Below are 18,013 nucleotides of genomic sequence, written 5' to 3' on the forward strand. Positions count from 1 at the left end.
AAAATTTTAATATGTTCTAAATAAATATTTAGACAAAACTAAAAATATGTTTTTAGATATAAAAATGTATTTTTGTTTAAATTTTATAAATGACACTTTCCGAAGAAGATTATATAAAGGCGATTTACCATTTGGGCAAAGGTGAAAACAATACGGTCACTACGAACGCTATCGCCAATGGTATGGATACCAAGCCGTCTTCCGTGACCGATATGGTAAAAAAGCTCTCGGACAAAGGATTGGTGAATTACAAGAAGTACCAAGGTGTTACGCTTACGGTTTTAGGTAAAAATGTTGCGCTTTCCATTGTGCGAAAACATCGGTTGTGGGAAGTTTTTTTGGTAGACAAGCTTAATTTCTCATGGGATGAGGTTCATGAGGTTGCAGAACAGCTTGAGCATATTAAAAGCGAAAAAATGATCGACCAGCTCGATGCCTATCTTGGTTTTCCAAAAATTGACCCCCATGGTGATCCAATTCCTTCTAAAGATGGCGAGTTCAAAAAATCAATTAAAAAGTTACTTAACGAAGCTTCTATTGGTGTAGAGGGTATTTGCGTTGGCGTAAAGGATTCATCCGTCGCCTTTTTAAAATTTTTGGATAAAAATAATATTGCCCTGGGTGATACGGTGACCGTAATTGATAAAGAGGAATTTGATGGTTCGTTACACATTAAAATAAATGGACGAAATATGCATATTTCAAATCAAATTGCGTCCAATCTGTATTTGCAAATAAATGAGTAGCAATGAATTTTTTCGAAATCAATTAAGTATGATTAACCATAAACCAGCGTGCCGTATACCAAGGTTCACCGGGCGTCGGACCGAATAGAAAATATAAACTAAAAGAAACCATGCAACAAATAATCTATTATTTTGAATCTATTGACCCAATTCTGGCCGCACTCTATGCTACTTTGTTTACATGGGGTTTGACTGCTGCGGGGGCAGCCTTGGTGTTTTTCTTTAAGAGTATGAACCGCGCGGTCTTAGATGGTATGTTAGGCTTTACCGGGGGGGTGATGGTAGCCGCAAGCTTTTGGAGTTTACTGGCTCCGGGTATTGAAATGAGTCCGGGTGAGGGTTTTGTCAAAGTGATTCCTGCCGCCATTGGATTTCTTATGGGTTCACTCTTTATTTTCGGATTGGACAAAATTCTTCCGCACTTGCACATTAATTTTAAAGAGAGTGAAAAAGAAGGTATAAAAACCCCCTGGCATAGAACGACCTTGTTGACCTTGGCCATCACCTTGCATAATATTCCGGAGGGTTTAGCGGTAGGGGTTTTGTTCGGTGGTGTAGCTGCGGGGTTCGATGGTGCTAGTATTGGTGGGGCAGTGGCTTTGGCCTTAGGTATAGGCTTACAGAATTTTCCTGAGGGGTTTGCCGTAGCCATGCCCTTGCGACGACAAGGGTTAAGTCGATATAAAAGTTTTATGTTCGGTCAGGCATCTGCTATTGTAGAACCGATTGCGGCAGTTTTGGGGGCCTGGGCAGTGCTCACCTTTCAGCCTATCTTACCTTATGCACTTTCTTTTGCTGCGGGAGCAATGATTTTTGTTGTTGTCGAAGAGGTGATACCTGAAACGCAACAAGATAAATACACCGATATAGCTACAATGGGCTTTATAGGTGGTTTTATCATTATGATGACCTTGGATGTGGGCTTAGGTTGATGAATTTTTTAAGTTCAAGACAAAACTAAAATCGCTCAAAAAATTTAAACCTTGAAGAGAATTGAGATGTCCCTCATCTTAGTATTTTCACTTCCTATTTAAATCTGAAATTCGATATATGATACGTATCAGGCAAACTATTCTTCTAATCGTAATCGCATTTTGCGTTGTACAATGTGGAGCTGATTCAAAGGCAAAAAAACCTAAAATTGGAGATGTGGAGAAAAAGGTTGTTTTTGTAATCATCGATGGTATAGCAGCCGATATGTTGAAAAATGTGAATACACCGAATCTTGACGATATTGCAGAAGTGGGTGGCTTTGCCGAAGCTTATGTAGGTGGCGAAAGAGATGGCTACTCCGAGACCCCTACGATTTCCGCTGTAGGCTATAACAGTTTGTTGACGGGTGTTTGGGCAAATAAGCATAACGTTTTTGGTAATGAAATCAAAGCCCCCAATTATCGTTATCCAACGATTTTCCGAGTTTTTAAGGATAACTTCCCAATGAAAAAGACCGCCATATTTTCAACATGGCTTGATAACCGTACAAAATTGATCGGCGAAGGCCTCCCGGAAACAAAAAAGATAAAAATGAATTATGCTTTCGATGGTTTTGAGTTGGATACGATTAATTTCCCTCACGATTCTGAGCGAACGTATATTAAGAAAATTGACGAAAAAGTGGCTATCGAGGCGGCTCGGTATATTGAATCGGAAGGTCCTGATATGTCGTGGGTTTATCTTGAGTTCTCCGATGATATGGGGCATAAATTTGGCGATAGTCCTGAACTTAATGCAGCTATTGAATTCGAAGATCGATTGATGGGTAAAATATGGGATGCGGTACAAGAACGGGAGCGTTCATTTAATGAAGATTGGTTGGTCGTTGTTACTACAGACCATGGTAGAAGTGCCAAAGACGGTAAAGGTCACGGAGGGCAATCTGATCGGGAACGCAGTACTTGGATTATTACCAATGCCATGAATACAAATACGTATTTCAAGGAAGAAAAACCAGCAATCGTTGACATAACGCCAACGATTCTTCGATTTATGAACCTGGAAATGGACGACAATGTACTTTTTGAGCTTGATGGTGTACCACTTTTTGGAGAAGTTGACGCCATAGGCCTAAAGGCAAAATTGATTGACGACGGCTTAGAAATTTCCTGGAAAAATAGAGCCCCTAAAAGCGAGCAGGCAACCCTCTATTTGACCAGTACAAACGATTTTGCCAAGGGCGGGCAAGATCAGTATGAAATAATTGGAGAAGTTTTGCTCGAGAAAGAACGGTTGGTAGTTCCTCTCGATGACCCATCCGGGTTTTATAAAATTGTGCTAAAAACTCCGAACACTATTTTAAATACTTGGCATAAAACAGAGGAATAAGGATAAGTTCGGATAACAATCGACACTAAAGGGGGTACCGCAAATGGGCTCCTATAAAGTTTAATGTGGAATGGACCGATGGGAAGTTGTGAAAGCCAATTGCCGGAAGATTACAATATAAATAGGATAATTGGGTTACTTTAAATAAGGAACTAAATCATCTTACTTTTTCATAGTTTTACGCGATGAAAGTATGATATGATTTCCAGAATTTTGAAAGAAGTGCATTGACTTTATTACGAATAAAATCTTAAATAAATAGAATTGGCCCGAGACCTGTGGTCAGAAGATAATAGCTATTTTATGGGAAGAAGCAAAAGATCTTGGTTGTGGAACATTTTAATTGTTGTGACGATTATAGTTTGTTTGGTCGCTTTTGTAGCACATTATAAGAACTGGACCAAGGTAAGTGCAAAAGATATTCAGATACTTTCCGGGGCGTATTATCGGCAGATACAATTCGCTGATTTAGATAGTGTACTCTTGGTAGAGAAAATTCCACCTATGGAACGGTTAAACGGCTTTTCGGCCATGGCTAAGGAAAAAGGACTTTTTAGGGAGTTCAAAGATTCGCTTACCGATAAGAAGGTATATGTCTATCTCGATAATTTTGATCAACAGAAAATTAAAATAGTATATAAAGATTCATTAAAGCTTTTTCTAAATCTCTCCGATTCTTTGGAGACCGATCAGCTCTACCGCTTTTTACTTGATAAAAAGGATGCAACTACGGCATTAAGCATAAAAAAATGATATTATGGTTTTACTAGCACAATGTATAGGTGCCTTATTCGGGCTTTTGACCGTTATTTTTGGTGCGTTTGGTGCACATGCTCTAAAAAAGGCATTTACCGAAGATCAACTGAAAAGCTTTGAAACCGGGGTTAAATATCAAATGTATCATGCTATTTTATTGGTTATTCTAGGCTTTAATTTTAATTTGGAAACGGCCTTGGAACGTTATATGATTTACTGTTTTATCATTGGTACTTTTCTATTCTCTTTTAGTATTTACGGTCTGTGTCTTTCTGCTTCCAAAGGCAAAAAGCTAAAATTTTTGGGTCCCGTTACTCCAATGGGAGGTCTTCTTTTGGTTACTGGTTGGGCATTATTACTGTATGCCTTTATTAAAAATTGGGTGTAAGTCTGCTTCTTTTTAGAGCCAACCTGTTACTTCAAGGGTACTTCAGTAGCTGTGAATTCTTCAATGGCCTTATTCGGTTCTATAATGGTATGGCCTTGCCAAAATTCCGGATTATAGGTGGGCATGTAAGTCGGCAATACCTTGTTATTCTCTTTAAAAGCGTCAAAATCAGTTTTGCTGATGCTTTCGGAATCAAATATGACCACTTCATTTTTATCGATATTGGCGAAAGAGAGGTCAACCTTGGCCGAGAGTTCATTTTGCTTGTTACGACCTTTTACACGTTTGTTTTTCTCTATAATCTTTAAGGGGCGTTTGACACCCATTCGGTTACCTCGCTCTGATTCGTAGTAGCTCAAGCTGTACTTCTGTTGTCCTCTATCTTTTGAGAAAATCACTTTGCCTTTAAAAAGGTAGTTATTAAGGGAAATACCCAATAAATTAAAGGTTTTCAGCGATTTTACATTTTCGAAATCTGCCCTGATCAATGCAAAATCATCTGAGTTTATATATAGGGTTCCTTTAAAGTCGGCCGAACGTCTTGGTTTGAAATCGATAACGTAAACGGCATCGCTCCCGAGGTATGTAAAATCTTTAAGTGTGAAATCGTACTTTCTTGATTTCCAAATAAAATTCAAATCAGAATCTTCTAAAATAGGTAAGCTGCTGAACATTTTGCCTAAGGCGTTTCTTCTAGAGTTGGCGAAATTCTTCTTTCTTTCCGCTTCTTCCTCTTTAGTCTTTTTAAGTTCTTTGTTCAAAGCCGAAATATCTGTGGAGTCAATTTCCTCCTCGAAAAGCTCATCTACATCGACTTTCGTTCCGAAAAAGCCAGACTTGATCTTGAAGTAAGAATCGGTTTTTACATTTTCTTTTATGATCAAATTGAACTTTTCTTCCAGTTTGTTAAAATCTAGCTCCATGTTTTTATCATAGAGTTCCGAGGCCTTTATTAAACTGAATTTCTGCTCTTCCTCTTCATAATTCCCGTAGAGGTCGCCCAATACTTCGGTATAGTAGCTATTGCTTTTTGGAATAGTGTTTATTACGCTGTCGAGAAACTTTTTATTGAAAGCTTTGATGGTCGATTTTTTAAGCGTGTAGTCTGACTTGTGCATTTGTTGAAAGGAAGACTTTCTAAAGAACAGCCTTTTTTTGGTAAAGGCGAGGTTGTAATTTTTGTGTATGGCCTCTTTCATTTTCTCCACGATTTCCTTCGCGGTATATTGTTTGTTGCTAACGATGACCTCTTTTAATTCGATGGCCGTCGGAACCAAATAAATCGTTGCTTTGTCGAACTCCTCTAAAGGTTTTGCAATAGATTTATATCCTAAACTAGAAATAAAAAGCGAATCGCTTTTTTGAAGACCTTCGGGCAACAACAGGCTGAAACGGCCCTCTTCATTAGTAATAGCCCCTTTTTTGGTCGCCCATTGAATGGTAGCATAGGGCACGGGTTTTTGGGTTGCCGAATCAATAATTATAGAACTTATTGATTGAGCGTACGTCGCATTGTGATACAACAAGCAAAACAAAAGAAAAAGTAGCGTAGCTTTTCTAATCATTCAAGCGATACTTGTATTATAACAAAGCAAACGATATCTGTTTAAAGCACCATGCTTTTTTAGATTTAATTGTGATGTATTTGGAGTTTTTTAACGCAAGTAGGCTTTTTATTTTTGATTTACTTCTCGCCCCTCACTGTTGACGGCTGATGTGAGTTCTACTAGTTTTTGCTCTAGCTTTTTCATGTTTAGATTTTGAGCTATAATTATTCCATCGCTATTCAGTAAAAGGTTACTTGGGAGTAGACTGATCCCGTAAATGATAGCCGCTTCATTGTTCCAGCCTCCTAAATCGCTAGCATTGGTCCAAACTAATTTGTCTTGTTCGATTGCATGTAACCATTTTTTTCTATCGTGATCCAAAGAAACTTGAAAAATGTCAAAACCTAATGGGTTGAAGCTATTGTAAATCGACAGAAGTTTTTTGTTATCGGTGCGGCATGGGGCACACCAACTGGCCCAAAATTCCAACAATATCCATTTGGCCGCTATGTTCGATAATTTGGTTTTACTTCCGTACTGATCGGTAAGTTCGAAGTCTGTGAACAGATCTCCAATTTTATGATTTTTGTTCAACGAAATATACCGAAGAATTTCTTCTCCGTAAGCGGACTTTTTATTGTCATCTGACAGTAGTTGATATAGTGGTTCTGTTTTCTCCTTCTTCCATAAAATATACCATTCCGATAAAACGACTGCGCCCAACAAGTGGTCGGCATGCGTTTTTACAAAATCCATTAAAAACTTTTCCCCTTCTTTTTTCGAAAGGGTATCAATTGTTCCATATAGGGTACGATACATTGTTTCCGAATCACTGCCTGTAACCACGGCTTTTTCGAAGGTGTTTGCACGTGCCTTAAATACCATTGGGCTATTCTCTATCCAAAAGCTTTTGTACAACGAATTGTCGTTGCTTTTTAAAATGACTTTTAAAGGATATTTAGCAATTTCAGGTGCTAAATAAAAGGAGTTGTTCTCTATAAGCACGGAATCTATTATGTCGTTACTTTCAGCAGCTATTAAATATAATATAGAGCCATTGCTAAACCCATCCATTTTTCCTTGTAACGAGAATTTCGCGTTTTTTTTGTGACATGAAGTCGATACGGATATCATTAAGAGGATTAATAGTATTCTCATGGGTTACCGAATTTGATGTAATATAACTCAAAATGTCACCGTAGAAACCGCAAACGAGCAAGCAGGGCTGATAAATGAGGGAAAGAATACTTTTTGGGAGTAAAGGCGATTTACTAGAATTTCAAGATAAATCTGTTGGTAATACAGGAAGAAAGAAAATAAAGGGTTAGCTGCACCCGCAATTACTGTCACCACAATTTTTAGAACTTCCTTTTTTAGAAGAAAAAAGATGCTTGGGCAACAAGAATTTTCGAACCAAATATGCCGCTGCCAGTGCCAAGGTTATATAGACCAATATCGATTGTATGTGTTCCATCGTTATTTTAATATTTGATAGGCCGCTAATGCTACAATATAAGCAAAAAGACTCATGAAAACTAGTTGTGCCATGGGCCATTTCCATGTATTGGTCTCCCGCTTTACGATAGCGAGTGTGCTCATACATTGCATCGCAAATGCATAGAATAATAACAGTGATATGCCAGAGGCAAGATTAAAAAGAGGTTTTTTGGTCGTTGAATTTACCTCTGCCGCCATACGATTTTTAATAGTTTCTTCTTCATCGCTTCCCACGCTATAAATCGTAGCCAATGTGCCGACGAATACCTCTCGCGCTGCAAACGAGGTCAATACTGCAATGCCTATTTTCCAATCGTATCCTAAAGGTTTTACAAGGGGTTCAATGGCTTTGCCCATGTTTCCGATATAAGAATTCTCTAATTTAAAGCTTGAAATTTCTTCGTTCTTCGCCTTTTTTTCGAGTTCCTTTTTTCGCTGGTCAAGTGCATTGGAAATAGCATTTGCATTTAATTTTTTTGAATCGGATGTAATACTATCGCGAAGAACGTTTTCATAGGTTGATAGGTGGTTTGTTATGATGGCCCTATTAAAGTCGGAATACCCTTCTGTATTTATTTTATTTTCAACAATACGTTCTGCATTTTCGAATTTTTCTGAATAGCCGTTAGAGCCCAAAAACCACAAAACAATAGAAATAGCCAGAATAATCTTTCCTGCACCAAGAACAAAGCTTTTAGTCTTTTCCCAAACGGTGTAAATCACATTTTTGAACAAGGGTAATTTGTAGTTGGGCATTTCTATTACAAAAAACGAGCGACTTTTTATTTTCAGTATTTTGTTCAATGCCATAGCGGAAAGAATCGAAATGCCAAACCCCATTAGGTACAAAAGCATTAAGGTAAGTGCTTGATAACTGAGTCCGAAAAACCGGTTTTCAGGTATAACCAAGGCGATAATGATTAGATAGACAGGTAATCGCGCCGAACAGGTCGTAAAAGGAACTACTAGAATGGTAATCAACCGTTCTTTCCAATTTTCAATCGTTCTGGTGGCCATAACAGCGGGTATGGCGCAGGCTGTTCCCGATATTAGGGGTACGACGCTTTTTCCACTTAACCCAAAGGGCCGCATCAATCGATCCATTAAGAATACGACCCGACTCATATAGCCCGATTCCTCCAATAATGAAATAAATAGAAATAGAAAGGCAATCTGCGGAATAAAAATGACGATTCCTCCAATCCCTGCAAGAATACCCTCGGCCAATAAGTCTGTAAATACACCCGGAGGCAGATTGTTTTTAACCCACTCACTGGCCGAGGCAAATGAGGCATCGATAAAATCCATTGGGTAACTGCTCCAATCATAAATGGCCTGAAACATAGTCAACAGGATTAGGAAAAAAATAAGATATCCTAAAATTTTATGGGTCAGTATTTTGTCTAAAGTTGCACGAAATCCTTTGGCGGTACTTGAATCTACCTTGTATGTTTCTTTTAGAATGCCGTTGATAAACTGGTACCGCAGTATGGTTTCCTTTTGTTGTAGGCGTTTCAGTTCAGCTTTTGACTTTGTTGTGAAATTTGAGGCGTCGTTTATGGCCTTTTTTCTAATGGGCATAAAATTTACGTCCTGTGTAATCACTAGCCATAATTTGTAAAGGTCTTCCTTTGGAAATGCATTTTGCAGTCTTTCGAAATAATCAGGAGCAATAACAGTTGTGTCTATAACCGAAGCATCTGAAAGGTTTTTGTAGTCTGCTATAAGTTCTTTTAGGTGGTCGATTCCTGTACTTTTTCGGGTACTGACCAATGCGATTCTTGTATTTAGTTTTTCTTCTAAAAGAGCAATATCGAGAGAAATCCCCTTTCGAGACATTCTATCGGCCATATTGATTACCAAAATGGTCGGAATTTTCAAATCCTTTATTTGGGTAAACAATAAGAGGTTGCGCTTGAGGTTTTCAACATCTGAAATCAATACGACAACATCTGGGTGGTCTTTATCGTTCTTGTTCAGTAGTAATTCGACCGCTACACTTTCGTCAAGAGAAGTGGTGTTTAAGCTGTAGGTGCCTGGGAGATCTAATATGTGTGCCTTTACGCCTCTGGGAAGTTTGCAGATTCCTTCTTTTTTTTCAACGGTAATGCCGGGGTAGTTGCCCACTTTTTGGTTTAAGCCCGTCAGCTGGTTAAAGACCGAAGTTTTACCCGTATTAGGATTTCCTATGAGTGCTACATTAATTTGTTTGCTCATAACACATTGGTATCATCGATGATATCAAGTTCAATTTTTTGAGCAACTGAACGTCTGATGGCGATATGCGAACCATTGACATTGATATATATGGGATCTTTAAGGGGTGCTACTTGAACCAATTCTACTTCATTACCTGGCAAACACCCTAGCTCGAGAAGTTTGATAGGAAGAATATCTTCGGCAAATTCTTTAATTATGCCTTTTTCCCCGCGTTTTAGATGTGCTACAGTAACTGTCAATTCTTATTTAGATTGATTACAATTAAGGGCAAAAATAAGATAAAATATCCTAATTAGTCCCAAAAACCGATACCAATTCCAAAATCGAACGCATGTAAAAGGTTGGGGTTGATAATAGCGGAATAAAGTTTGGGTTTTCAATTGTTTCCAATCATCTCGCTGACAGCTAAATGGTAGAATTTGTTAGGTTTGGCAAAACCCACGTGACCTTTGTCCCATTTGTTTTAGTTAAGGTTTTCTTCTTTATAGGAAGCTTTTAAAACTTCCAGATCATCCATTAGTTTTTCGATTTCCTCCGTTTTGGTGCCATCATAGAATCCTCGAATACGCTTTTCTTTGTCGACAAGAATGAAATTTTCGGTGTGAATCATATCAAAAGCTCCCCCATCACCATCGTCTTTTACAGCCAAATACGACTTTCTGGCCAACTCATATATTTGCTTTTTGTCTCCCGTAACAAGATTCCATTTATGGTCATCTACTCCTTTTTCTAGCGCATATTTCTTCAATTGCGTTACCGAATCGATTTCTGGGGTAACGGAGTGGGAAAGCAACAATACGTCATCGTCGCTGGTGATCTGTTTTTGAATATCGGCCATATTTTTAGTCATGATAGGGCAAATGGTCGGGCAGGTGGTAAAGAAAAAGTCGGCAATATAAATCTTGTTTTGATAATCGGTTTCGGTAATGGTTTCCCCATTTTGATTGGTGAGCGAGAAATCAGCGATGGTGTGGTACTTCTTTACAAATTGTAAATTACTATCGACCAATTCTGGGTTTACCATTGAAGGTTGGTAAACGGGCAAGATTTTTTTTGGTTGCAGTGCATTGTAGAACAGATATACAATAACCGCTGATAGAAAAAACAGCGTTATCCCAAAAAGTTTGTATTTGCTGAAAAATGACCGCATACTCTTTTTGGCAAAGATACGTTAGCCAATAGTGGCTTTCAAGTATTTCATGCCTTTCTAGCTGCTAAATGTTTCATAAATACGGGCAACCTTGCATACTTTCTTTTTTTAAGATTGGGTAAAAGCGTACTTTTGTGCGCTTTATATAATAAAAAATTTTAGATGACACTTGCGATTCAGATAATACAATTTATACTCATCATATCCATTTTGGTCATTCTTCACGAGTTGGGCCATTTTATACCTGCTAAATATTTTAAGACGAAAGTTGAGAAGTTTTATTTGTTTTTCGATGTGAAATTTTCTCTTTTCAAAAAGAAAATCGGGGAGACGGAATACGGAATTGGCTGGTTACCCTTGGGAGGTTATGTGAAAATTGCCGGAATGATCGACGAGAGCATGGATACCGAGCAGATGAAAGAAGAGCCTAAACCCTGGGAATTTCGTAGCAAGCCGGCATGGCAAAGGCTTATTATTATGTTGGGTGGGGTCACGGTGAACTTTTTTCTAGCGTGGATAATTTATACGATGCTGTTGTTCAATAATGGTGATACATATATTCCTGCAGATAGCTTAAAATATGGTATTCAAGTAGATTCCGTTGGTCAGCAATTAGGTTTGCGTACAGGCGACAAAATTTTGGCTGTCGATGGAAAAAAGACGAAAAAATTTAGCAATGCGGTTCTTCAAATTATTTTGGGAGACGAAATAACGGTAAATCGGGATGGCAAAGAAATTACGGTTCCACTTTCCGATGAAGGAAAAGCAAGTGTTTTTGAGGCACAGGGAAGAAATTTTATCACCTATAGAAAGAAAGCGGTTATTGATAGTGTAATTCCCCAATCTGTGGCTAAAAATGCAGGAATTAAAGCCAATGATCAAATCGTAGGCGTCAATGGTAAGCAAGTAGACTATTGGGATGAGTTTACCGAAGTTATAACGTCTTCTTCTGATGTCGACCTTACCCTCGAGATTGTGAGAAACGGGAAAAAAGAGAATATTCAGATAACGGTACCTGAAGAAGGTAAAATTGGGGTCTACCCAAGTGTTGAAGATTTAAGGGTGACCGATAACTATACCTTTTCAGAGGCAATACCTGCCGGATTCACAAGAACCATTCAAGTACTGACCGATCAAATACGACAGTTTAAGGTAATTTTTAATACAAAAACAGGTGCCTACAAGCAGGTAAAAGGCCCGATTGGGATAGTAGAAATGATGTCCCCTACGTGGGATTGGACTTTCTTCTGGAGCTTTATGGCCATGTTTTCAGTTTGGTTGGCATTTCTAAATATACTTCCTATTCCTGCACTTGATGGAGGTCATGTCATGTTTTTACTTTATGAAATGATTTCAGGGAGAAAGCCAAGCGAAAAGGTTCTTGAAACGGGTCAGATAATCGGGTTTGTCATTCTTATGGGCTTGATGGTGGTTATATTTGGTAATGATATTTGGAATATTATTAAAAAGTTTCTTTAAAGGATAAGTTCATAGAGTTTTTATGGGCCACCGCATAAAAGAATGGGATGCACTTCTCAACAATTTGTTTCCTTTTTAAGAATATGTTAAAAGTTGCATTTTTTTGTTTGGAGCAAACAAAAAAACAATTATATTTGCACCCGCTTTCCAGATGGAAAGTGCGGGAAACATTCCTCCTTAGCTCAGTTGGTTAGAGCATCTGACTGTTAATCAGAGGGTCCTTGGTTCGAGCCCAAGAGGGGGAGCCCAGTGAGAATAAGCCTTTCGAGAAATCGAGAGGCTTTTTTTTTTGATTGGATCAACATTGGGGCAGCAATTAATTTTCTTTCCATTTACCCTAATCTTCAATGGGTGTAGCTATTGGTCCAAATATTATTTTATTGATAATAAAAAGTAGCTGTATCCCAAAAGGAGAGAGAGATTTACTGGAGAGGTTGAAAAATAATAAAAAAAGTAATGGTCTTACCGCTGACGGTTCAATTTGTTCCCGAAATCGAAGAGTAAAAAAAGTATATGCTCGACTTTTACCCCAAGTTGCTTCCCTAATATTTTGAACGCCCTGGTCATATGGCCTTCGACTGTCTTTAATGAGATATCTAAATGCTCGGATATTTCGGTATGGGTCAGCCCTTCCTTCTTATTCAGCACAAATATTTTTTTACATTTTGAAGGTAGTTTTTCGATTTCTTTATTGACTAATCGTATCAATTCATCGATATCTTCTCTTTCATTTTCTACTGCCACGTCTATGGCCTCCATATATTTTTTTTCTAAGTAAATGACCGGTTTGTTCTTTCTGTATTGGTCAATAAATTCATTGTAAACCGATTTATACATATAATTTTTAATCGATAAATTAGGGTTTATCTTTTTACGATTGACCCAGACTTCAACGAATACGTTCTGAACAATATCCTCGGCGTTTGCGTGGTCTTTGGTTAAGGTATAGGCGTAAGCACATAACATCTTATAATAGGAATCCATCAGGAAATCATAGGCCTTCGAGTTACCTGATAGTAATTGATGGGCCAATAAAGAACTATCGCCAAAATAAGAAGTCATGGTGGATTATTTATAATTATTACGCTGTTAATTTGAGCAAATATAAAAAAAGGTGCAAAAAAATAGAGGGGTTCACAATAATAGTACGTAATAAATATATAATCGTCACAATGAACGAATCGGATATTGAAAGAATTATTGTCAAATACTTGAACAGGGAAGCTGATATTAGCGAGCTGGAAAGGCTGGATATCTATTTAAGAGACAAGAAGAATTTAGTAACCTTTAACCATTTCGTGCGGACCGAATATTTAACTACCATTGGCATGGCAGAATACGATGTTGATAAGGCAAAAAAAGCAGTTAGGCAAAAGCTTGCGAATATAGAACGAAAGGGTAAGGTTTTGAAATATAGAAGAATTGCTGTTGCGGCTTCCATCGTTCTGCTCGTAGGTGCCGTATTTTTCAAATGGGAATTGGGCAAGCAGGGAATCCGAACAGAATCTTTGCCCCCTATCGCTATTGAGGCGGGTTCCAATAAAGCTATTCTTACTCTTGAAGATGGAAATCAGGTTGCCCTGGAAAAAGGAAAGCAATATCGAACGGGGAGAGTCAAGAGCGATGGGTCTGAAATTGTCTATAATTCTTCCAAGGAAAAAATGGACCCAGTAAGTGAACCAAGGTTCAATTACCTGACAATCCCTAGAGGGGGACAGTTTTTTGTCCAATTGGCCGATGGCACACAGGTCTGGTTGAACTCAGAGTCCAAATTAAAATATCCAATAGAATTTCAGAAAGGAAAAATGCGTAGTGTTGAACTACTTTATGGGGAGGCTTATTTCAAAGTATCTCCGAGCTCTGAACACAATGGCTCCGAATTCCATGTATATTCGAAATTTCAAGAGATTGGTGTTCTGGGCACTGAGTTCAACATTAGGGCATATGCGGAAGAAGACGTAATAGCAACAACTTTGGTCGAGGGTAAAATCAATATTCAAAAAAATGGGATAAACAAAATCTTAAAACCGAACCAACAATCAAAAGTTCATTCAGATACCGATTCGATTGGGGTAGCCGAAGTAGACGTATCTCAGGAAATTTCTTGGGTAAAAGGTTTATTCACCTTTAACGAAGAAACCTTAGACGAAATCATGATGACCTTATCAAGGTGGTATGATGTCGAAGTTATTTTCGAGAATGCCGGGCAAAAGAAATTCGTATTTACCGGAATAATAGAAAGAACAGAATCTGTCAACCACATTCTTAAACTAATTGAGGCCACTAGTGAGGGACAATTAAGATTCGAGATTAGTGACAATAAGATTATTGTCAAATAAAAAAGGAAAAGGCCAGCACCTTCCACAGCAATAGCCTTTTTCCAAGTAGATTAATTAAAACGATGTTTAACAAACCCATTACAAATTTATGAAAATTAGATTTACCAACCGACCACCTTGCCTATTCGGTAAGGTTCTTTTACGCTTTTTTATGAAATCCATTATTTTCCTTTTTTGTTCGATTTCATTTGCACTGAGCCCTATTAAAGGTGAGGCCCAAAATGCTGAGATTAAAATTGATAGCGATATGACCTTGACAATAAGACAGGCATTTCGGCTAATCAACAAACAGACCGACTATAAATTTATCTATAGGCATGATCAAATAAAAACCGCTCCAGATGTGGTGCTAAAAAGAGGCGTCATAAAGGCTGGGGACCTATTGGACAAATGTCTGTCCCCGATAAGTTTTACCTATGACTTCACTGATGGGGGTACTATCGTGGTAAAAAAAAAGCCGATGGATTCTATCGATGAAAGCTCAATTAGCCTAGCGAATCAAGACCTGCAATTTCAAGTAAGTGGTACTGTGTCCGATATGGAAGGGGTGCCCCTGCCAGGTACAAATATTATAGAAAAGGGAACCACTAACGGAGTGACGGCCGATTTTGATGGCGAATTTTCGATTTCCGTTCGTGATGAAAATGCCGTTTTGGTGGTTTCTTATATTGGTTTTACCAAGAAAGAGGTAGCCGTAGATGGAAAGACTGCAATTTCTGTACGCTTAGTAGAGAGCGCGGCCAGTTTGGACGAGGTGGTCGTTGTAGGTTATGGTACCGTGAAAAAAACGGATTTGACCGGTAGTGTGGGTAGTGTAAAGGTTGCCGAAATATCAAAAGCACCGGTGAACTCTTTTGATGAAGCTTTGGCAGGTCGTGTGGCGGGCGTTTCGGTAATTTCTGGGGATGGTCAACCAGGGAGTCTGCCCGAGATTGTTATCAGGGGCGGAAACTCGTTAACACAGAACAACTCTCCGCTCTATGTCGTTGATGGATTTCCCCTGGAAGACAATGACAACAGCTCGATCAATCCATCTGACATAGAATCCATAGATATTTTGAAAGACGCCTCGGCCACCGCAATTTATGGAGCGAGAGGTGCCAATGGGGTCATTATAATCACCACAAAAAGTGGGAAGGAAGGGGCCCCGACCCTCAAATTTGATAGATATTTCGGATTGCAAAATGATATCAAACGGATTGAAACCATGGATCCCTACGACTTTGTAGTCTTGCAGTTGGAAATCGACCCCTTAAATTCACCTTATACGTACCTTGAAAGACCGGGTAGGACATTGGAGGATTATAAAACTTATGAAAAAATAGATTGGTATGACAAGGTTTTGCGCACCGGTACCATGCAAAACAATAATTTGTCAGTTTCCGGAGGAACCGGAAGGACCAAGTATTATGTGTCTGGATCTTATTTGGAACAAGAGGGTATATTCATTAATACGGGGTTTGAGCGGTATCAAGGAAGATTTTCCTTAGATCAGGAACTTACCAGTAAATTAAAGGCACGGATCAATGTTAACTATAGCAACAGCAAAAATTATGGGGTTATTGCCACCAACAATGGAGGGTCTACCAGTGCCAGTTTAATGTACAGTATTTGGAGTTATCGCCCGGTTACAACTGGTTTTGAAACCGATTTTGAGCAAGAATTGGTGGATCCAGAAGTAAACCCTGCAACTGATTATCGGGTAAACCCCGTTCTCGAGGCCGAGAACGTGTTGCGGGAATCCATTTCCCAGAATTTATTGGGGAACGGTTCGTTGGAGTGGAGCATAATTAAAGGACTAAAGTTAAGAGTAACGGGTGGTGCCAGTGATTACCTAAGGCAAAACAATACATTCTATAATTCCAAAACACGTAACGGTGGACCCAGTCACCCACAATCTCGTGGCCCCAATGGATCCCAGCAGTATTACCGAAGTACCACTTTTTCCAATGAAAACCTTCTAACGTATACGAATAGGTTTAACAAATCTCATTCGATGACCGTTTTGGCGGGGTACTCACAACAAAAGAACAAAAGTTCCTTGTTTGGAGGGGAATCCGTTCAGATTACCGATGAGGAATTGGGCCTTAGCGGCTTGGATGTCGGTACGCCGACCAATATATGGGCCACCTCCTCCAACTGGGCGTTACAGTCCTTTTTTGGTCGTCTTAATTACGATTTTAAGTCCAAGTATATTTTCACGGCCACCATTCGGGCCGATGGTTCGTCTAAATTTGCACCCAAAAATAGATGGGGATATTTTCCTTCCGCTGCATTGGCCTATCGTTTGAGCCAAGAGAATTTTATGAAGCCGATTGAATTTATTTCCAATGCCAAGGTCAGGGCAGGATATGGGGTTACCGGTAACAACAGGGTAAGTGATTTTGCCTATTTATCGGGAATAGGGACCGCCAATTATACAGGGTATTCTTTCGGAAACCAAAACCCTGACCGTGGAACTTTTGTGTCCGGACTGGACAATGCCGATCTTAAATGGGAATCTACTGCCCAGTTAAATTTTGGTCTTGACCTTGGATTCTTTGATAACAGGGTTTCGTTTACCGGCGATTACTATTACAAGGAAACAAAAGACCTATTGCTACGTGCACAGCTGCCCTATGCTACCGGGTTTCAGACAGCCTATAAAAACATAGGTTCCGTGTCCAACGAAGGGGTTGAACTGGCCTTGAATACAGTAAACGTTGATAGCGAAAATTTTACCTGGAAATCTGATTTCAACATTTCCTTTAATAGAAGCAAGGTATTGGCGTTGGTGGAGAATCAAAGCTCTTTGACCTCTACCACATTTGCGGTATACAACAGTAACCCTAGTTATATAGCACAGGTAGGTGGGCCAGCGGCCATGTTCTACGGTGTTTTATATGATGGGGTATACCAATATGAGGATTTTGATCAGTTGACAAATGGCAACTATGTTTTAAAGGAAGGAATTCCTGCCAACGGAACTGCACGAGGCAATATATTGCCTGGTTATGCGAAGTACAAAGATATTGATGGAGACGGCAATATTAGCTTGAACGATTACACCGTTATGGGCAACCCGAATCCAGATTTCGTTGGGGGCTTTAACAATACCTTCAACTATAAAAATTTGGACTTAAGTGTCTTTTTCCAATTTTCCTACGGTAATGAGATATTGAATGCCAATCGCGTCGTTTTTGAAGGTACCTTCTTAACGGGTAGAAACCAATATGACAGCTATACAGATCGTTGGACCGAAGAAAACCCTACATCCAATATTCCAAGGGCTAAAGGTGAGCCTGCTTTCTTTTCCAGTAGAGTTGTAGAGGATGGGTCCTTTCTTAGATTAAAGACCGCTTCATTGGGGTATACGATTCCTTCAGACTTTTTAAAAGAATTGGGAATCCAATCTTTTAGGACCTACGTGTCGGCTCAAAATTTATTTACATGGACCGGTTATTCAGGGGTAGACCCTGAGGTATCTACCCGAAATTCGGCATTGACTCCTGGCTTTGATTACTCCCCTTATCCAAGACAGAGAACGATAATCACTGGAATCAATATAACATTTTAAGGTAAATCAAACT

General features: G+C 39.0%; 14 protein-coding genes and 1 tRNA gene. 9 read left to right on the plus strand and 6 right to left on the minus strand.

The annotated features are described in order from the left end of the window. Positions 1-89 precede the first annotated feature (89 nt). The 5 genes from AACZ88_RS14025 to AACZ88_RS14045 all read left to right on the plus strand — a co-directional run bounded on the left by AACZ88_RS14025 (position 90) and on the right by AACZ88_RS14045 (position 4,212). The gene (locus AACZ88_RS14025; protein WP_339711467.1) at positions 90-746 is read left to right on the plus strand and encodes a metal-dependent transcriptional regulator; all 657 of its coding nucleotides are present in this window, start codon (positions 90-92) and stop codon (positions 744-746) included. A 110-nt stretch (positions 747-856) separates the two neighbouring features. After that, entirely contained in the window at positions 857-1,678 is an 822-nt protein-coding gene (locus AACZ88_RS14030) for a ZIP family metal transporter (RefSeq protein WP_339711469.1), read from the plus strand. Between the two features lie 118 nt (positions 1,679-1,796). Continuing rightward, positions 1,797-3,068, plus strand: a complete 1,272-nt coding sequence (locus tag AACZ88_RS14035; protein ID WP_339711471.1) for an alkaline phosphatase family protein — start codon at positions 1,797-1,799, stop codon at positions 3,066-3,068. Between the two features lie 264 nt (positions 3,069-3,332). After that, positions 3,333-3,821 carry a hypothetical protein gene (locus AACZ88_RS14040; protein ID WP_339711472.1) on the plus strand — a complete coding sequence of 163 codons (489 nt, stop codon included), beginning with the start codon at positions 3,333-3,335 and terminating at the stop codon, positions 3,819-3,821. Between the two features lie 4 nt (positions 3,822-3,825). After that, positions 3,826-4,212 carry a DUF423 domain-containing protein gene (locus tag AACZ88_RS14045; RefSeq protein ID WP_339711474.1) on the plus strand — a complete coding sequence of 129 codons (387 nt, stop codon included), beginning with the start codon at positions 3,826-3,828 and terminating at the stop codon, positions 4,210-4,212. A 26-nt stretch (positions 4,213-4,238) separates the two neighbouring features. On the opposite strand, the gene AACZ88_RS14050 is transcribed toward AACZ88_RS14045, so the two are convergent. From AACZ88_RS14050 to AACZ88_RS14070, 5 genes are all read right to left on the minus strand, one after another. After that, complete coding sequence (locus AACZ88_RS14050; RefSeq protein ID WP_339711475.1) at positions 4,239-5,777, minus strand: carboxypeptidase-like regulatory domain-containing protein; 1,539 nt, start codon at positions 5,775-5,777, stop codon at positions 4,239-4,241. Positions 5,778-5,885: 108 nt separating this feature from the next. Continuing rightward, positions 5,886-6,917 carry a redoxin domain-containing protein gene (locus AACZ88_RS14055; RefSeq protein ID WP_339711476.1) on the minus strand — a complete coding sequence of 344 codons (1,032 nt, stop codon included), beginning with the start codon at positions 6,915-6,917 and terminating at the stop codon, positions 5,886-5,888. 318 nt (positions 6,918-7,235) lie between these two features. Next, positions 7,236-9,473, minus strand: a complete 2,238-nt coding sequence (gene feoB / locus AACZ88_RS14060) for a ferrous iron transport protein B (protein WP_339711478.1) — start codon at positions 9,471-9,473, stop codon at positions 7,236-7,238. Beyond that, positions 9,470-9,715 carry a FeoA family protein gene (locus tag AACZ88_RS14065; protein WP_339711479.1) on the minus strand — a complete coding sequence of 82 codons (246 nt, stop codon included), beginning with the start codon at positions 9,713-9,715 and terminating at the stop codon, positions 9,470-9,472. Before AACZ88_RS14065 ends, feoB begins: the two co-directional genes overlap by 4 nt. Before the next feature lie 224 nt (positions 9,716-9,939). Beyond that, the gene (locus AACZ88_RS14070) at positions 9,940-10,626 is read right to left on the minus strand and encodes an SCO family protein (RefSeq protein WP_339711480.1); all 687 of its coding nucleotides are present in this window, start codon (positions 10,624-10,626) and stop codon (positions 9,940-9,942) included. A 162-nt stretch (positions 10,627-10,788) separates the two neighbouring features. On the opposite strand from AACZ88_RS14070, the gene rseP reads away from it, so the two are divergent. Both rseP and AACZ88_RS14080 read left to right on the plus strand, forming a co-directional pair. Further along, the gene (gene rseP / locus AACZ88_RS14075; RefSeq protein WP_339711482.1) at positions 10,789-12,105 is read left to right on the plus strand and encodes an RIP metalloprotease RseP; all 1,317 of its coding nucleotides are present in this window, start codon (positions 10,789-10,791) and stop codon (positions 12,103-12,105) included. A 171-nt stretch (positions 12,106-12,276) separates the two neighbouring features. Next, a tRNA-Asn gene (locus AACZ88_RS14080) sits at positions 12,277-12,350 on the plus strand. Positions 12,351-12,567: 217 nt separating this feature from the next. Here AACZ88_RS14080 and AACZ88_RS14085 read toward each other — a convergent pair. Beyond that, the gene (locus AACZ88_RS14085; RefSeq protein ID WP_339711484.1) at positions 12,568-13,167 is read right to left on the minus strand and encodes an RNA polymerase sigma-70 factor; all 600 of its coding nucleotides are present in this window, start codon (positions 13,165-13,167) and stop codon (positions 12,568-12,570) included. A gap of 110 nt (positions 13,168-13,277) precedes the next feature. Between AACZ88_RS14085 and AACZ88_RS14090 the strand changes: the two genes are divergently transcribed. Together AACZ88_RS14090 and AACZ88_RS14095 are read left to right on the plus strand one after the other, a co-directional pair. Further along, positions 13,278-14,444 (plus strand): FecR family protein, encoded by a 1,167-nt coding sequence (locus AACZ88_RS14090; protein WP_339711485.1) that lies wholly within the window; start codon positions 13,278-13,280, stop codon positions 14,442-14,444. Positions 14,445-14,691: 247 nt separating this feature from the next. Continuing rightward, entirely contained in the window at positions 14,692-18,000 is a 3,309-nt protein-coding gene (locus AACZ88_RS14095; RefSeq protein WP_339711486.1) for a TonB-dependent receptor, read from the plus strand. Positions 18,001-18,013 lie beyond the last annotated feature (13 nt).

This window comes from uncultured Kriegella sp. (genome assembly GCF_963975415.1).
Lineage (GTDB): Bacteria > Bacteroidota > Bacteroidia > Flavobacteriales > Flavobacteriaceae > Kriegella.

Coding starts and splice junctions, on each gene's coding strand:
- AACZ88_RS14025 (WP_339711467.1), top strand. CDS start 90: ATGACACTTTCCGAAGAAGATTATATAAAGGCGATTTACCATTTGGGC.
- AACZ88_RS14030 (WP_339711469.1), top strand. CDS start 857: ATGCAACAAATAATCTATTATTTTGAATCTATTGACCCAATTCTGGCC.
- AACZ88_RS14035 (WP_339711471.1), top strand. CDS start 1,797: ATGATACGTATCAGGCAAACTATTCTTCTAATCGTAATCGCATTTTGC.
- AACZ88_RS14045 (WP_339711474.1), top strand. CDS start 3,826: ATGGTTTTACTAGCACAATGTATAGGTGCCTTATTCGGGCTTTTGACC.
- AACZ88_RS14050 (WP_339711475.1), bottom strand. CDS start 5,777: ATGATTAGAAAAGCTACGCTACTTTTTCTTTTGTTTTGCTTGTTGTAT.
- AACZ88_RS14055 (WP_339711476.1), bottom strand. CDS start 6,917: ATGAGAATACTATTAATCCTCTTAATGATATCCGTATCGACTTCATGT.
- feoB (WP_339711478.1), bottom strand. CDS start 9,473: ATGAGCAAACAAATTAATGTAGCACTCATAGGAAATCCTAATACGGGT.
- AACZ88_RS14070 (WP_339711480.1), bottom strand. CDS start 10,626: ATGCGGTCATTTTTCAGCAAATACAAACTTTTTGGGATAACGCTGTTT.
- rseP (WP_339711482.1), top strand. CDS start 10,789: ATGACACTTGCGATTCAGATAATACAATTTATACTCATCATATCCATT.
- AACZ88_RS14085 (WP_339711484.1), bottom strand. CDS start 13,167: ATGACTTCTTATTTTGGCGATAGTTCTTTATTGGCCCATCAATTACTA.
- AACZ88_RS14090 (WP_339711485.1), top strand. CDS start 13,278: ATGAACGAATCGGATATTGAAAGAATTATTGTCAAATACTTGAACAGG.
- AACZ88_RS14095 (WP_339711486.1), top strand. CDS start 14,692: ATGACCTTGACAATAAGACAGGCATTTCGGCTAATCAACAAACAGACC.